The sequence below is a fragment of the Cryobacterium ruanii genome, from assembly GCF_004404055.1.
GTDB lineage: Bacteria > Actinomycetota > Actinomycetes > Actinomycetales > Microbacteriaceae > Cryobacterium > Cryobacterium ruanii.
In genome coordinates, this window is the sequence record NZ_SOHK01000015.1 from 162015 (window position 1) to 178523 (window position 16509).

Annotated in this window: 12 protein-coding genes; 3 read left to right on the forward strand and 9 right to left on the reverse strand. The window is 65.5% G+C overall.

Annotated features, from left to right (window positions below; translation table 11 throughout):
- Positions 1-75 precede the first annotated feature (75 nt).
- Positions 76-2058, forward strand: a complete 1983-nt coding sequence (gene pknB / locus E3T47_RS10380; protein WP_134555993.1) for a Stk1 family PASTA domain-containing Ser/Thr kinase — start codon at positions 76-78, stop codon at positions 2056-2058.
- 239 nt (positions 2059-2297) lie between these two features.
- Here pknB and E3T47_RS10385 read toward each other — a convergent pair whose 3' ends face one another.
- From E3T47_RS10385 to E3T47_RS10395, 3 genes are all read right to left on the reverse strand, one after another.
- Positions 2298-3668, reverse strand: coding sequence for a class II 3-deoxy-7-phosphoheptulonate synthase (locus E3T47_RS10385; RefSeq protein WP_134555994.1), 1371 nt, complete (start codon positions 3666-3668; stop codon positions 2298-2300).
- Between the two features lie 99 nt (positions 3669-3767).
- On the reverse strand, positions 3768-4457 hold the full coding sequence (locus tag E3T47_RS10390) for a lysophospholipid acyltransferase family protein (RefSeq protein WP_134555995.1): 690 nt from the start codon (positions 4455-4457) through the stop codon (positions 3768-3770).
- Positions 4458-4531: 74 nt separating this feature from the next.
- A complete protein-coding gene (locus tag E3T47_RS10395; protein WP_134556204.1) occupies positions 4532-5476 on the reverse strand; it encodes an ROK family glucokinase in 945 nt (314 codons plus the stop codon).
- A 173-nt stretch (positions 5477-5649) separates the two neighbouring features.
- Between E3T47_RS10395 and E3T47_RS10400 the strand changes: the two genes are divergently transcribed.
- Positions 5650-7482, forward strand: coding sequence for an AMP-dependent synthetase/ligase (locus tag E3T47_RS10400; protein ID WP_134555996.1), 1833 nt, complete (start codon positions 5650-5652; stop codon positions 7480-7482).
- 163 nt (positions 7483-7645) lie between these two features.
- Here the strand turns inward: E3T47_RS10400 and E3T47_RS10405 are convergent, their stop codons facing one another.
- Genes E3T47_RS10405 through E3T47_RS10420 form a run of 3 tightly spaced genes read right to left on the reverse strand, consistent with a single transcriptional unit; the run spans position 7646 to position 13097 of the window.
- Positions 7646-8137, reverse strand: a complete 492-nt coding sequence (locus E3T47_RS10405; protein ID WP_134555997.1) for a peptide deformylase — start codon at positions 8135-8137, stop codon at positions 7646-7648.
- A 53-nt stretch (positions 8138-8190) separates the two neighbouring features.
- Positions 8191-9657 carry a MinD/ParA family ATP-binding protein gene (locus E3T47_RS16420; protein WP_241982165.1) on the reverse strand — a complete coding sequence of 489 codons (1467 nt, stop codon included), beginning with the start codon at positions 9655-9657 and terminating at the stop codon, positions 8191-8193.
- Positions 9658-9692: 35 nt separating this feature from the next.
- The gene (locus E3T47_RS10420; RefSeq protein ID WP_134555999.1) at positions 9693-13097 is read right to left on the reverse strand and encodes a pyruvate carboxylase; all 3405 of its coding nucleotides are present in this window, start codon (positions 13095-13097) and stop codon (positions 9693-9695) included.
- Positions 13098-13175: 78 nt separating this feature from the next.
- Between E3T47_RS10420 and E3T47_RS10425 the strand changes: the two genes are divergently transcribed.
- Positions 13176-13988, forward strand: coding sequence for a ParA family protein (locus tag E3T47_RS10425; RefSeq protein WP_092339745.1), 813 nt, complete (start codon positions 13176-13178; stop codon positions 13986-13988).
- A 355-nt stretch (positions 13989-14343) separates the two neighbouring features.
- On the opposite strand, the gene E3T47_RS10430 is transcribed toward E3T47_RS10425, so the two are convergent.
- The 3 genes from E3T47_RS10430 to E3T47_RS10440 form a co-directional block, all read right to left on the reverse strand.
- Positions 14344-14895 (reverse strand): MerR family transcriptional regulator, encoded by a 552-nt coding sequence (locus E3T47_RS10430; protein WP_104191904.1) that lies wholly within the window; start codon positions 14893-14895, stop codon positions 14344-14346.
- A 296-nt stretch (positions 14896-15191) separates the two neighbouring features.
- Positions 15192-15890, reverse strand: a complete 699-nt coding sequence (ftsR, locus tag E3T47_RS10435) for a transcriptional regulator FtsR (RefSeq protein ID WP_134556000.1) — start codon at positions 15888-15890, stop codon at positions 15192-15194.
- 29 nt (positions 15891-15919) lie between these two features.
- On the reverse strand, positions 15920-16333 hold the full coding sequence (locus E3T47_RS10440; RefSeq protein ID WP_241982201.1) for an FHA domain-containing protein: 414 nt from the start codon (positions 16331-16333) through the stop codon (positions 15920-15922).
- Positions 16334-16509 lie beyond the last annotated feature (176 nt).

Consider the following 16509-nt stretch of genomic DNA (forward strand, 5'->3'; position numbering starts at 1 on the left):
GAGCCTGACCCCCGGCCGGGACGGTTTTCGCGCGCCGCGCGCCGGAGCCGCCACCGAATTCCGTAGAATCAAGAAGTGAGCGTTCCCTCGACCGACCCGATGATCGGCCGTCTAATCGACGGCCGGTATCAAGTGCGATCCCGCATCGCGCGCGGTGGTATGGCCACGGTCTACCTCGCCACCGATCTGCGGCTCGAACGCCGGGTCGCGATCAAGATCATGCATGGCCACCTCGCCGATGACAGCGCGTTCAAGATCCGCTTCATCCAGGAGGCTCGATCGGCTGCACGGCTCGCTCACCCCAACGTTGTGAACGTGTTCGACCAGGGCCAGGACGCCGACATGGCCTACCTCGTCATGGAATACTTGCCAGGCATCACGCTGCGCGACCTGCTCAAGGACTACGGCCGACTCACCCCCGAACAGACGCTCGACATACTCGAAGCCATACTCAGCGGGCTCGCCGCCGCCCACAAGGCCGGCATCGTGCACCGCGATGTCAAGCCCGAGAACGTGCTGCTCGCCGACGACGGCCGCATCAAGATCAGCGACTTCGGCCTGGCCCGCGCGGTCAACAACAACACGGCGACCGGCCAGGCCCTGCTCGGCACCATCGCGTACCTCTCCCCCGAGCTCGTGACCCGCGGCATCGCGGATGCGCGCAGCGACATCTATGCGCTCGGCATCATGACCTTCGAAATGCTCACGGGCGAGCAGCCCTACGTGGGCGAGGCTCCGATGCAGATCGCCTACCAGCACGCCAACGACACCGTGCCGATGCCGAGCACCAAGGTCGCCTCCATTCCCCGCGAATTCGACGAACTCGTGCTCTGGGCCACCGCCCGCGACCCCGAAGACCGTCCCCGGGACGCCCGGGTCATGCTCGACCAGCTGCACGACGTCAGCGCGCTCGTGCGCAGCGGCACCCAAGAGCTCGCGCTGCAGTCCACCATGGTGCTGCCCGCGAGCCTGCGCACCGGCGTCAACGCCGGAGCGGATGCCGAAACACAGGTTCTCGGCGCCAAGCTCGCGCCCTCCAAACCTCCCGCCGCGACCCTGCTGGGCATCCACCCGCTTGGTACCGGCCCGGTCGGCCCACCCAACAGTGGTGACCTCCTGAGTGAGAAGGCCGACAAACGCAAGCGCCGCGGCTTCTGGCTCTTCGCCCTGGTCATTCTCATTGCGGCGGCCCTCGGCGGTACCGGTTGGTATTTCGGTTCCGGCCCAGGGTCTGACGTGTCCGTGCCCGACTTCGCCTCGGCCTCCCCCGAGACCGCATCATCCCAGCTGACCGAGCTGGGTCTGATCCCCGAGCTGGGCGGTGCCTTCAGCGCCACGATCGCCGAGGGACTCGTCATCGGCACCGATCCGGATGCCGGCAGCCGCGTATCGCAGGACAGCACGGTCACGATCATCGTCTCCCAGGGCCTGCAGCCCATCACGCTGCCTGCCCTGGCTGGTTTGCCGCAGGAGACGGCATCCGCTGCCATCACCGATCTGAATGCGGTGGTCGGCAGTATTGACCCGACCTTCAACGGCAACGTACCCGCGGGCTCGGTCGTGTCGGCCAGCAAGCAGTCCGACGGTGCCGACGTCTCGGCCGGCGGCGAATATTTCGAAGGCCTGACCGTGAATCTCGTAGTGTCGCTCGGCTCCATCCCGAACGTCGACGGCAAGACGGTGGCCGCGGCCACAGACATTCTGGTCGGCAAGAACCTGCTCGTGGTCTCGGGCGAGCAGACCTACAGCGACACGGTCGACGAGGGCGACGTCATCACCGCGCAGGTGCCAGAGGGCACCATTCGCGAGGGGGCCACCGTCACCTTGGTCATCTCACGCGGCCCCGAGCCCGTCATCGTGCCCAATGTCGTCGGCATGTCCTGGAGCGACGGCAAAGACGCCCTGACCGCGCTCGGCTTCAAACTTACCTACAACCCGGGCGCGGATGCACCGCTCTACTCGTCGCTTATCCAAGTAGCGTCGACGGATCCGGCGGCTGGCACGTCATTGCCCAAGGGCAGCACGATATCGCTCAAGCCGACTAATCCGTTCGGTTAGTCAGCCCCTACGTTCGGTCTTCCTTTAGACGATGACCTGAGGGCGTCGCAGGGACTCGGAGCGCAGGCGCGGAACTCGCAGACCCATGGCAGGAACATTGCTGCGGTGCGAAAGCAACTGAGTTTGCTCCGACGCGGCCCGCCCCGGGACCGCTCGGCGCGGCAGCAACGAATCGAGCGCATCCGCTTTGTTCCGGGCCCACCTGACGACAGTGGGCCCGGGCCCCGTGCAGAGAGACGCTAGCGGGCGGCGAGCTCCTCTGCCACCAGGAAAGCGAGTTCGAGTGACTGCATGTGGTTCAGGCGCGGGTCGCAGAGCGACTCGTAACGGGTCGCCAGGGCAGCCTCGTCGATGTGCTCCGAACCACCGAGGCATTCGGTGACGTCGTCGCCGGTGAGCTCGACGTGGATTCCACCCGGATGCGTTCCCACGGCGCGATGCGCCTCGAAGAAGCCCTTGACCTCGTCGACGACGTCGTCGAACCGGCGCGTCTTGTAGCCGGTCGGTGTGGTGACGCCGTTGCCGTGCATCGGGTCGGTGACCCAGAGCGGCGTCGCTTCACTGGCCTTGATGGCCTCGAGCAGCGGCGGTAGGGCGTCGCGCACCTTGCCGGCCCCCATGCGGGTGATGAAGGTCAGGCGGCCCGGTTCGCGGTTCGGGTCGAGCTTGTCGACGAGACGCAGCATGTCGTCGGCCGAGGTGGTCGGCCCGAGCTTGACGCCGATCGGGTTGCGCACCCGTGACAGGAAGTCCACGTGGGCACCGTCGAGGTCGCGGGTGCGTTCGCCGATCCAGATGAAGTGTGCCGAGGTGTTGTACGGCGTTCCGGTGCGTGAATCGATGCGGGTCATCGGGCGCTCGTAGTCCATCAGCAGCCCCTCATGGCTGGTGTAGAACTCGGTGCGGCGCATGGCCTCGAAGTCGGCGCCGCAAGCGATCATGAACTTGATCGCCCGGTCGATCTCCTTGGCCACCTTCTCGTACTGCTGGTTCGCCGGGTTGGCGGCGAAGCCCTGGTTCCAGCTGTGCACCTGGCGCAGGTCGGCGAAGCCACCCTGCGTGAAGGCACGAATCAGATTGAGGGTCGAAGCAGACGTGTGGTAAGCCTTGACCAGCCGGTCGGGGTCCGCCGCGCGTGACTCGGCGGTGAATGGGTAGCCGTTGACGATGTCACCGCGGTAAGCGGGCAGGGTGATGTCGCCGCGGGTCTCGAAGTCGCTCGAGCGGGGCTTGGCGAACTGGCCGGCCATCCGCCCCATTTTGATCACGGGCATCGACGCACCGTAGGTGAGCACGACGGCCATCTGCAGCACGGTTTTCACGCGGTTGCGGATCTGATCGGCCGTTGCACCGCTGAAGGTCTCCGCGCAGTCGCCGCCCTGCAGCAGAAAACCAGCTCCGCCAGCGGCCTGGGCGAGCCGGTCGCGCAGAATGTCGACCTCACCGGCGAAGACCAGCGGCGGCTGGGTCGCCAGTTCAGCGGATGCCGCGGCCACCTTCGCCGCGTCGGGCCAGGTGGGCTGCTGCTTGATCGCAAGGGTGCGCCAGTGGTCCAGGCCCGTGATGACAGAGGCTTCTGCGGCAACGATGGGCTCGGTGGGGTCTACCACGGGATGATTCCTGTTTTCTCTGCTGGACCGTAGAACTCGTAACGGCCTGAAATGGATGAGGTGCGCCGCGCTGAACGCGCAGACAGCACTTCTTTCAGCCTAGCGCGAAAGGCTGGCCCGCTTCTCTTTCACGGACGAGGCGTAGACGTCGACGTATTCCTGCGTGCTCAGCCGCTGCAGCTCATACATGAGCTCGTCGGTGACGCTGCGCAGCACGAACCGGTCACCTTCCATTCCCTCGAACCGGGTGAAGTCGAGCGGTTTGCCGATGACAATGCCGATGCGCCGCACCTGCGGAATCCTGGTGCCGGTCGGCATGGCCTTCTCGGTATCGATCATGGCCACAGGAATGACCGTCACGCCCGATTCCAACACCATGCGCGCTACTCCGGTGCGACCGCGATACAGACGGGCGTCCGGGCTGCGGGTGCCCTCGGGGTAGATACCGAGAATGCGACCCTCACCGAGCACCCGCAGGCCGGTGTTGAGGGAATCCTCCGAGGCCTTACCGCCCGACCGGTCGATGGGCAGCTGCCCGGCGGCGGTGAGGAATTGTCGCGTCGCCCACCCTTTCAAGCCCTTTCCGGTGAAATAGTCACTCTTAGCCAGAAAGGCCACCCGGCGCGGCACGACCAGCGGCAGAAAGACCGAATCGATGAACGACAGGTGGTTGCTGGCCAGAATGACCGGGCCCGTCTTGGGAATATTCTCCAGGCCGATGATCCACGGTCGAAACAGCGAGAGCAACAGCGGGCCGATGACGATGTTCTTCATGATCCAATAGAACATTCGCACTCCTTTATCCGACTACGAAAGCTTAGTCCGCCCGTCCCATTCCACCGGATGCCGCGCACGGCATCCGCTCAGCGCACCGCGTGCAGCCGGGCCAGGTCGGCTGCGCCCACGACCCCGGCATCATTGACGAACTGGGCGATCGCGAACTCCGCTTCCGGATGGTAGCCTCGCGCCGGCAGGTATTCGAGATAAGCCGCCCGAATCGGTTCGAGCAACAGGTCGCCCGCCGCGGCCACGCCCCCGCCGAACACGAACACCTGAGGGTCGAGCACCGCACCGAGGCTCGCGCAGGCCTGCCCGAGGGCACCGCCCAGCTGGCGCAGTGCAGCGCGGGCGCCGCCATCCCCGTCCTCGATCAGCCGTCCCACGTCTTTGCCGGTGAGCTTGCCGCGCCGCGCGCGGACGCCGGCCAGCCCGAGTCCGATGCCGCCGGCGTCCGCGAACTCGTTGGCGATGCGCAACAGCGCCCTACCGGATCCGTACTGCTCCAGGCATCCGTGAGCGCCGCAGCCGCACGGCAGCCCGTCGGGCACCACGCGCAGGTGGCCCAACTCGGCTCCGGCGCCGAAGCCGCCGCGAAACAGTGCGTTGTTGGTCACGATCGCCCCGCCGACACCGGTGCCGATGGTGAGGGTGACCATATCGGTGTACGCCCGCCCGGCGCCATACCGAAATTCTGCCCAGCCGGCAGCATTCGCGTCGTTTTCGATGATGATAGGCAGGTCGATCCGGGCCTCGAGCTTGTCCCGGAATGGCTCATTTCGCCAGCTGATGTTCGGGGCGTAGTACACCGTCGACTGTGCGGAATCGATAAAGCCGGCAGCGGCGACCCCCGCCGCCACGACGTCTTCCCCCTCGCCCAGGCTGAGAATCATGGCCACGACGGTGTCTTCGATCTCGCGCGGGTTACCCGGGGTAGTCGGCTGCCGATCAGAGCGGATGATGGTGCCCGCCTCATCGACGAGCGCTCCGGCAATCTTGGTGCCCCCGATATCGATACCTATGGCGTGCACAAGGGCACCTTTCGTTCGGGGCAATCGAATAGTGGGCTGAGAGGACCGGCCGGCAGTGCCTGACACCATCTAGAGTGTAGTAAACCAGTTAGCCGCTGCATGAAACACCCGCTCACTGCACAAATTTCGTTGCAGGGGCAGTTGATTGTTCAGCCGGTATCAAAGGAGTTGCCGTGAAACAGTTTGATATGCCCGCCGTCGTTCCCGCCGATCCTGGCGCCAACATCACCGACTTGCTCATGGATCGCCTTGCCGCGACTCCGGATCTTATCCTGTTTTCGCTGCCGCGCGGCGGCCAGTGGCTTCCCGTCACCACACGCGAGTTCCACGCTCAGGTCGTAGCGCTGGCCAAGGGCCTCGTTGCCGCTGGCATCGAACCCGGCGACAAAATCGGACTCATCTGCAAGACCCGCTACGAGTGGACCCTGATCGACTTCGCCGTCTGGTTCGCCGGAGCCGTTCTGGTGCCCGTCTACGAGACGAGCTCGCCGAGCCAGGTGCAGTGGAACCTCGGCGACTCCGGCGCCCTGGCAGTCATCGTCGAAACCGCCGACCACTTCGCCCGGTTCGACGAGGTCCACCCGGAGCTGGCCTCCATTGGTTCGGTGTGGCAGATCGATCTCGGTGACCTCGACAAGCTCGTCGCCGGGGGGGCCAACGTCACCGACGCCGAGATCGAACGCCGCCGCAACCTCGCCGTCGGTGACGACATGGCCACCCTCATCTACACCTCCGGGTCGACCGGCAAGCCCAAGGGCTGCGTGCTCACCCACGCGAACTTCCTTGAAACGAGCCGCAACGCCGCCGTTGCGCTCCGGGAAGTGCTGGTTCACCCCGAGGGCGCCTCAACCCTGCTGTTCATCACGACCGCCCACGTCTTTGCACGTTTCATCTCGGTGTTGTGCGTGCACGCCGGCGTGCGCGTGGGGCACCAGGCCGACACCAAAACCCTTCTCGCGGCACTGGGCAGCTTTCAACCGACCTTTCTGCTCGCGGTACCTCGTGTGTTCGAAAAGGTCTACAACTCGGCCCAGCAGAAGGCCGTCGCCGGCGGCAAGGGCAAAATCTTCGATGCGGCCGCCCACGTGGCAGTCGAGCACTCCAAGCTGGTGCAGGACGGAACGTCAATTCCGCTCGGTATGAAGATCAAGTTCGCGCTGTTCGACAAGCTCGTCTACAGCAAACTGCGGGCCGCCATGGGCGGCAAGGTAGTCTGGGCGGTCTCCGGTTCGGCGCCGCTCGGCGCCCACCTCGGTCACTTCTTCAAGAGCCTCGGCATCGTCATTCTCGAGGGCTACGGCCTGACCGAGACGACCGCCCCGGCCACAGTGGGGCTCGCCACCCGGGCCAAGATCGGCACCGTCGGCCCGCCATTGCCGGGCGTCTCGGTGCGCGTGATGGATGACGGAGAGATCGAGGTCCAGGGCGTCAACGTCTTCAAGGAATACTGGAAGAACCCGGTGGCCACCGCCGAGACCTTCAACGAGGGCTGGTTGAAGACCGGCGATATCGGCGATTTCGACGCCGACGGTTTTCTCACCATCACCGGGCGCAAGAAGGAGATCATCGTGACGGCCGGCGGCAAGAATGTGGCTCCGGCCGCGCTTGAAGACCCCATCCGCGCCAATCTGCTGATCGGCCAGGTCGTCGTCGTGGGCGACCAGAAGCCCTTCATCGGCGCACTCATCACCCTCGACCCCGACATGCTGCCGGTCTGGCTGAACAACCACCAGGAGGATGCCGGCATGACGCTCGCGCAGGCATCCGTCAATAAGTCTGTGCTCGCGGAAATTCAGCGCGCGGTCGATCACGCCAACGAGGGTGTGTCCCGGGCGGAGTCGATTCGCAAGTTCTCGCTGCTGGCGGTTGAATTCACCGAGGACAGCGGGCACCTGACGCCGAAGATGAGCATCAAACGCAATATCATTCTGCGGGACTTCGCCGGTGAGATCGACGCGATGTATTCGAACGCGCCGGCTACCGAGGGGATTTCACTGCGCGAGTAGTTTGGCGGAGGGGCTCCGACTCCGACTCCGACTTGCACTATACGGTGGGTTCGGCCCGAGCAAAGCATTTTGCCCGTGCCCTCATGCTTGAGGCTTCGCCCGCACCACAGGCCCTAGAAGCTCAGGGATTCAGGCCGGGGGGTGAAGGATGGCCGGATGGGGGCTAGAACCAGGTGGACTCACGGATCTCTTTCATCGCGGCCCGCCGGTTTTCTTTATCCAGGCGGTCGATGTAGAGAAAGCCGTCGAGGTGATCGGTTTCGTGTTGCAGGGCCTGGGCCATGATGCCGGTGCCGGAGAGTTCGATGGGATTGTTGTCGAGGTCGATGCCGGTGACGCGGGCGAACGGATAGCGTTCGGTGGGGTACCAGAGGCCAGGAACGGAAAGGCAGCCCTCGTCGACGAGGGCAGGCTCGCCGGACAGTTCGACGACAATGGGATTGAGAATGTAGCCGACGACGCCCTCGACGTTGTAGCTGAAGGCCCGCAGGTTGACGCCGATCTGCGAGGCGGCGACGCCGGCCCGACCGGGCAGACGCACGCTGTCGACGAGGTCCTGCACGAGGCCGCGCACCCGGTCGTCAATTCCGATGATGGGGTCGGAGGCGGTCTTGAGCACCGGATCTCCGAAGAGACGGATCTGGCGTTCGGGCACGGGGAGACTCCTCGGTATGGCGGGTGGTGAGCGACGAGCGAGCAGGCGGCCGGCTAAAGGTTGCGGTCGGCGGGGAGGCCCTCGACGACGAGCTCGGCGAGCGTGCGTGCAGCCAGCCGAGTGATCGGCTTGAGGTCTTTGTACGACACGACGCTGCCGGCGGCGAGCTGCGGGTCGTAGGGAATGCGCACGATTTCGCGCACCCGTGAACGAAAGTGCGACTCGATTTCTTCGAGCCGAACCAGGTTGGTCCCCTGGGTGGCGGTGTTGAGCGCGACGATGGCATTGCGCACGAGGTCTCCGTAGCCGTTCGCTTCGAGCCAGGTCAGGGTCTCGGAGGCGAGGCGGGCCTCGTCCACACTGCCGCCCGAGACAATCACGATGGAGTCGGCGCGCTGTAGGGTGGCCCGCATGACCGAGTGCACGATGCCGGTGCCGCAGTCGGTGAGGGCGATCGAGTAGTACCGAGCCGCGAGGTCGGCGACGACGTTGTAGTCGTTTTCGTCGAACGCTTCGGAGAGCAATGGGTCAGTGTCGGAAGCGAGGATGTCGAGTCGGGTCTCATCGCGGGAGACGAGCGAGGAGAAATCAGTGAAGTTGCCGATCGAGGCGGCTTTCGAGACGACGTCGCGCACGGTCGAACGGGTTTGCTTGCTGACCCGCTCGGAGAGGGTGCCGCGGTCGGGGTTGGCGTCGATGGCGATGATGCGGTCGTCGCGGGCATCGGCCAGGGCCATGCCGAGCAACGTCGTGACGGTGGTCTTACCGACGCCGCCCTTGCGGGTGAGGATCGGCACGAACCGGGTGCCGCCCTCAAACTGGCGGCGGATGCGCTCGTCCATCTGCTTGTACGCCTGCACCTTGGCGGAGTCGCCCAGGTTGACCAGGTGCAGGGTGACCGTGTAAACGAATTCGGGCCAGGCTCCCTGCGGCGCCTTACGGGTCTTGCGGTTGACCGCGAGCAGGCGGTCCGACGTCAGCATGGACGCCGACTCGGGGGCGGCGGTGCTCTCAGAGTGGGTGCGGTCGCGCCGAACCGCGGCATCCGTTCGGGAGAGCGATTCAATAGCCGAACTGGCACCGGCTGCGCGGGCCGGCGGCGGCGTGCTGATCTCTACGGTGTGGGTGGCCGGGGTCGACACGACCCGGGCGGTGGAGGTGACGCTGGCGGCACCGATACCGGCAGCACCGATACCGACGGCACCGATACCGGCAGCACCGATACCGGCGGCACTGATGCCCGCGTTACCGATGCCCGCGTTACCGATGCCCGCGGCGGCGCGACCGGGCGCCGCCACCGAACGTCGGGGGCCGGCCGGCATCTCGATCGGCACGCTCAGGCTCTCGGGCAGCGAGGCAGCGAGGTTGTCGATGGTGTGCGGCGGTAATTCGCTGTGGTAACTGTCACTGGGGTAATTGTCACCGTGTAAGTCGGCAGTGTCGCGCTCGTCGCGGGCACGTTTGGCGGCCGACACCGGTCGCGCGGGCGCACTCTGGTCGTCAGTACGTTTGTCTGGCACGGTACATCCTCAACTGGTCGATTACGGCACTAATCCTAGCGCGGACGCACCACCACGAGCAGATCGCCCGCATCGACCTGCTGGGTGAGCGGGATGGCGACGCGTTCGATGACGCCGGCGATCGGTGAGGTGATGGCGGCTTCCATTTTCATGGCTTCGATCGAGGCGACGCTTTGGCCCGCTTCGACCTGGGCGCCTTCTTCAACCTGCAGGGTGACCACGCCGGAGAAGGGGGCGGCGATCTGGCCGGGCTGATTCGCATCCGCTTTCTCAGCGATTTTGGACTGCACGGTGATGCTGGTATCGCGCACGAATACCGGGCGCAGCTGGCCGTTGAGGATGGTCATGACGGTGCGCATGCCCTTGTCGTCGGCTTCGCCGATGGCTTCGAGGCCCACGTAGAGCCGCACGCCCTTGGCAATTTCGACGGCGTGTTCCTGGCCCTGCTGCAGGCCGTAGAGGTAGTCGACCGTGTCGATGACGGAAAGATCGCCGTAGGTGTCCTTGACCTGTTCGAACTGGCGGGTCGGCGCGGGAAACAGCAGCTGGTTGAGCATCGCGCGACGCTCGATGCTGCCGGCATCAAGCGCGGCGCGCTCCCCCGCGGTGATCTCGGTCACGCCGACGCGCACGCTGCGTCCGGCAAGCACCTTGGTGCGGAACGGTTCGGGCCAGCCGCCGGGCAGGTCGCCGAGCTCGCCGGCCATGAACCCGATGACGGAGTCGGGCACGTCGTAGTTGCCGGGGTTCGCCTCGAAATCGGCCGGGTCGGCTTTCACCGCGGCGAGGTAGAGGGCGAGGTCGCCGACGACCTTCGACGACGGGGTCACCTTGGGGACCCGGCCGAGGATGGTGTTCGCGGCGGTGTACATGTCTTCGATCAGTTCGAAGTGGTCGGCCAGGCCGAGGGCGACGGCCTGGGTGCGCAGGTTGGACAGCTGCCCGCCCGGGATCTCGTGTGAATACACCCGGCCGGTTGGCGCGGACAGGCCCGATTCGAACGGGCTGTACAGGGTGCGCACGGCCTCCCAGTACGGTTCGAGGTCGGTTGTCGCCCTGAGCGAAATACCGGTGTCGCGTTCGGTGTGGGCGAGGGCGGCTACGAGAGAGGATGCTGACGGCTGGCTGGTCGTGCCGGCCATCGGAGCGGATGCCACGTCGACGGCGTCGGCGCCGGCGCGCGCCGCGGCGAGCAGCGTGGCGAGCTGGCCTCCCGGGGTGTCATGGGTGTGCACGTGCACGGGCAGATCGAATCGTTCCCGGAACGCGGCCACGAGCTTTTCGGCGGCGCTCGGCCGGAGCAGCCCGGCCATGTCCTTGATGCCGATGACGTGCGCGCCGCTTTCGACGATCTGGTCGGCCAGGCGCAGGTAGTAGTCGAGGGTGTAGAGGTTTTCGGCCGGGTCGAGTAGGTCGCCGGTGTAGCAGACGGCGACCTCGGCCAGCGCGGTGCCGGTGTTCAATACCGCGTCGATCGCCGGGCGCATCTGCGACACGTCGTTGAGGGCGTCGAAGATGCGAAAGATGTCCACGCCGGTATCGGTCGCCTCACGCACGAACGCATCGGTCACCTCGGTCGGATACGGGGTGTAGCCAACGGTGTTTCGACCGCGCAGCAGCATCTGCAGGTTGATGTTCGGTAGGGCCTCGCGCAGCGCTGCGAGGCGCTCCCACGGGTCTTCGCCGAGAAACCGCAGCGCGACGTCGTAGGTGGCGCCGCCCCAGGCCTCGACCGAGAGCAACTGCGGCGTCAGGCGGGCCACGTAGGGTGCGACGGCGACGAGGTCCTTGGTGCGCACGCGCGTCGCCAGCAGCGACTGGTGGGCATCCCTGAAGGTCGTGTCCGTGACGGCCAGGGCGGTTTGGGCGCGCAGGTCGGCGGCGAACCGGGTCGGGCCGAGCAGCTGCAGCCTCTGTCGCGAGCCATCCGGCGCCGGCTGGGTCAGGTCGAGCTGGGGCAGCTTGTCCCGCGGGTGCACCGTGGTCGGCGGCACCCCGTTGGGCTGGTTCACGGTAACTTCAGCGAGCCAGTTGAGAATCTTCGTGCCGCGATCCTTGGACTCCCGGCCGCGCAGCAGCTCGGGGCGCTCATCGATGAAGGAGGTGCTCAGGTCGCCGGCAGCGAAGTCGGGGTCGTCGAGCACCGCCTGCAGGAAGGAGATATTGGTCGATACACCGCGAATGCGGAACTCCGCCAGCGCCCGCTTGGACCGCACGACGGCGGCCGCATAGTCACGGCCGCGGCAAGTGAGCTTGGCGAGCATCGAGTCGAAGTGCGGGCTGATCTGCGCGCCCGTGTTCACAGTGCCACCATCCAAACGGATGCCCGCCCCGCCCGGCGAACGATACGTGGTGATCTTGCCGGTGTCGGGCCGGAACCCGGCCGCGGGGTCCTCGGTCGTGATGCGGCACTGCAGGGCCGCACCGCGCAGACGGATCTCGCCCTGGGTCAGGCCGATCTGCTCGAGGGTCTCCCCCGCTGCGATGCGGATCTGCGCCTGCACCAGGTCGACATCCGTGACCTCCTCGGTGACGGTGTGCTCCACCTGGATGCGCGGGTTCATCTCGATGAACACGGGCTGCCCAGCGCGTTCGCCGACGGTGTCGAGTAGAAACTCGACCGTACCGGCGTTGACATAGCCGATGGACCGGGCAAACTTGATGGCGTCGGCGTAGAGCTGCACCCGAATCTCATCGCTGAGGTTTGGTGCCGGGGCGATCTCGATGACCTTCTGGTGGCGACGCTGCACCGAGCAGTCGCGCTCGAACAGGTGCACGGTCTCGCCGGAGGCATCCGCCAGGATCTGCACCTCGATGTGCCGGGGACGCAGCACGGCCGCTTCGAGGAACATCGTCGGGTCGCCGAAGGCGCTGTTGGCCTCGCGCATGGCTTCTTCGAGCGCGCCGCGCAGCTCGCTCTTCTTCGCAACGCGCCGCATTCCGCGCCCGCCGCCGCCAGCGACGGCCTTGGCGAAGATGGGAAAGCCGATCTCGTCGGCCTGGCTGATCAGCAGGTCCACATCGGTCGACGGTTGCGTCGACTTGAGAACCGGAACCCCGGCCGCGATGGCATGTTCCTTCGCGGTGACCTTATTGCCGGCCATTTCGAGCACATCGGCGCCCGGGCCGATGAAAGTGATGCCGGCTGCCGCGGCCGCATCGGCGAGCTCCGGGTTCTCCGACAGAAAACCGTACCCGGGATAGATGGCATCGGCGCCGCACTCCTTCGCGACGCGGATGATCTCACTCACATCCAGATAGGCGCGAACCGGATGCCCCACCTCACCAATCTGGTACGCCTCATCCGCTTTCAACCGGTGCAAAGAGTTGCGATCCTCGAACGGGAACACCGCCACAGTCTTCGCTCCGAGCTCGTAAGCCGCGCGCATGGCACGGATCGCAATCTCTCCACGGTTGGCAACGAGGATTTTCTCAAACATGCAGGCCTTTCGAGGGCGTACCGAGCGCACAGCTAACGGTTAGGTTCTCTAACACTAGTGAAGGTAACGTTGCTACTCATGCACGTACTCAGCGTAAGTTCCCTTAAGGGCGGCGTCGGCAAGACCACGGTGACCCTTGGTCTGGCTTCTGCTGCCTTCGCCCGTGGCGTGCGAACACTCGTCGTGGATCTCGATCCGCAGTCCGATGTGTCAACCGGCATGGATATCCAGGTAGCCGGCCACCTCAACGTCGCCGATGTTCTCGGTTCGCCTAAGGAAAAAACCGTTCGTGCGGCTATCGCCCCGAGCGGGTGGACCCGCAACCGTCCCGGCACGATCGACGTGATGATCGGCAGCCCCTCCGCGATCAATTTCGACGGACCGCACCCGAGCATCCGCGACATTTGGAAACTCGAAGAAGCACTCTCGACGATCGAGAAGGATTACGAGCTCGTGCTGATCGACTGCGCACCCTCACTCAACGCCCTCACGCGCACCGCGTGGGCCGCGAGCGACCGGGTCGCGGTCGTCACCGAGCCCGGCCTGTTCTCGGTCGCTGCTGCCGATCGTGCGCTGCGCGCGATCGAAGAAATCCGCCGTGGGCTGAGCCCGCGCCTGCAGCCGCTCGGCATCATCGTGAACCGCGCCCGTACGGCATCTCTCGAGCACCAGTTTCGCATCAAGGAACTGCGTGACATGTTCGGGCCGCTCGTGCTCAGTCCCCAGTTGCCGGAGCGTACGTCGCTGCAGCAGGCGCAGGGCGCCGCGAAGCCGCTGCACATCTGGCCGGGTGACAGTGCCCTCGAAATGGCGGGCTACTTCGACCAGTTGCTCGACCGGGTACTGCGTACAGCGCGCATCGGTGAGTACGCCGAGGCGCCCGCGGTCTAAGAGTTCTATCTTCGGCTTCGGCGGAGTTCGGTACTAGCCTTTCAAGAGGTCGCTGAAACGAGCCTTGGCCTCGATGAATCTGCGGGGTATTCCGCGGGCAATGCGGGGCCGTCATCTGCTCCTCGACTCGAACACCGCCGGTACTCCGGTGGAATCCGAAAAAAGCGTTCGGATTCCGCCTTCAAAACGGCGAAACTCGCACCCCGCGCACAACCGGCCTGCGCATCGACTTCTGGATGGGCACGTCATCTACGCGGCTGGCGTCCCGGCCACGTCACGACGGCTGCTTCGCGGCGTGACCACGTTCTTCAACTAGCGGCGCACGCTATCGACGTGACCACACCAGCCTGCGGGGCTAGGAGATTTTGCGGGTAGTGCGACGGGCGGCTAGTTCGTCGGTCGGATCGACGGGCTGCATGTCGAGTTCGACCAGGCTGGTCTCGACCTCGCGGAGCACCTTGCCCACGGCAATGCCGAAGACGCCCTGGCCGCGGCTGACCAGGTCGATGACCTCGTCGTTGGAGGTGCACAGGTAGACACTCGCGCCGTCGCTCATGAGCGTGGTCTGGGCGAGGTCGCTGATGCCCGATTCACGCAGCTGATTGACGGCGGTGCGAATCTGCTGCAGGGAAATGCCGGTGTCGAGCAGGCGCTTGACGAGCTTGAGTACAAGAATGTCGCGAAAGCCGTAGAGGCGCTGGGAGCCGGAACCGGCCGCTCCTCGCACTGTGGGTTCGACCAGGCCGGTACGGGCCCAGTAGTCCAGCTGGCGGTAGCTGATGCCGGCGGCACGGGCAGCGACAGCACCGCGGTAACCGGAGTTCTCGTCAAGCTCGGGCATGCCATCGGTGAACAGCAGTCCCAACGAGTAACGCGAAGCGTCAGCATCAGGCTTGAGCTCACTCATAGGGGTTGCCTCTCGGGGGTCACGTCGTGCGGCGACTGAGGGCTGAATTGAAGCGAGTCTCGGTCACTGTGGTGCGGAATCGAACTGGTGCGGTGGTGTTGGTACTGTCGTGCGCTGGGTCTGGTTCTAAAAACGTCCTACTGTGACTAGTCTCTCAACGGTACCGAGGTGCGGGGCTTGAAGGCCTGACATTCGCTTGACCGATTTGGCGTGTCGGTCGAGCGCGGGCCGACGTGCAAATCAGCAACAGGGTCACAGGACGCCGGTGTCGTTTTGCGCCTGAGTCAGTCTACGACCTACTTGGTCAGTCGGCCCAGTGCAGAGCGAATCAGGCTGCCGCGAATAACCTCGAGCTGCCCGGCGATCTCAACGGCCATTTCGGCCGCCTTGGCGCGGCTGGAGGCGTCTTTGCGGCGCGCGAGCGGCACGAGGGCACTTTCGATGAGGCCGAGTTCGCGTTCGGCGGCCCCGCGAAACCCACGGAGGTGGCGCGGCTCGATTCCGCTGCGTTGCAGCTCCACGAGGGCACGCAACACGTGCAGTACGCCGTCACCGTAGTGCTCGGCGGGCAGGATGATCGACGCGGACACGGCGTCGTGCAGCAGGGTCGCGGACGCGCCGGCCTCGCGCAGGAGTTCGTCGCGGGTGAGACGGCGCACGGTACCGAGCATCGACGGCCCCGGGGCCGTTCCGCCCGGCAGTACCGGCGACAGGCCGGCGTCGAGGTCGTCCAGATACGAGCGGATAACTTTCAACGGCAGGTAGTGATCGCGCTGCATCGACAGAATGAGTCGCAGACGGTCGACGTCGCTGCTGCAGAACTTGCGATAGCCGGAGTCCGTGCGGGCCGGGGACACAAGCCCCTGCTCCTCGAGAAAACGCAGCTTGGAGGGGGTCAGATCGGTGAATTCAGGGGTGAGTCGTGCCAGAACCTGGCCGATGCTAAGCAGCGGCGCTGATCCCGGGGCTTGCGCTTTCGCCGCCGACACAGACACGGACCGAGCCTGGGCGGAATTTGCCGCCACTACTCGATCGCCGCGCGGGCGAGGTCGAGGCGCGAGGCGTAGAAGGTCAGGCGGAACTTTCCGACCTGCACCTCGGCACCATCGGTCAGCGCGGCTGTTTCGATACGCTCGCCATTGAAGTAGGTGCCGTTGAGCGAGCCGAGGTCCTTCACCGTGAACGCCGTGCCGTTGCGCAGGAACTCGGCGTGACGACGCGACACGGTGACGTCGTCGAGAAAGATGTCGGCGTCGGGGTGGCGGCCGACACTCGTGAAATCGGCGTCGAGCAGAAACCGCGCCCCGGCATTGGGGCCGCGGCGAACGACCATGAGGGCCGACCCGGAGGGCAGAGCCACGATGGACTCCTGTTCTTCTGCCGTGACGTTGGAGTCGATGGAGGCGATCTGGGCCGCGAACTCCTGGCTCAAGGTCATCGTCGTATCGGTGCTGAGCATGTCATGCACAGTCGTCGACTCGCCGAGCGTTCCGCTGTCGGAGGATGCGGGGGTGGACTGCGCCTTGCTGGGCATTGCTTCGCCTGTCGTCGGGTTCTTGGGCTGATCTGCGGGCACGGGCTCGTTCTGTTCCTCGGAATTATGCTTTCCGGATA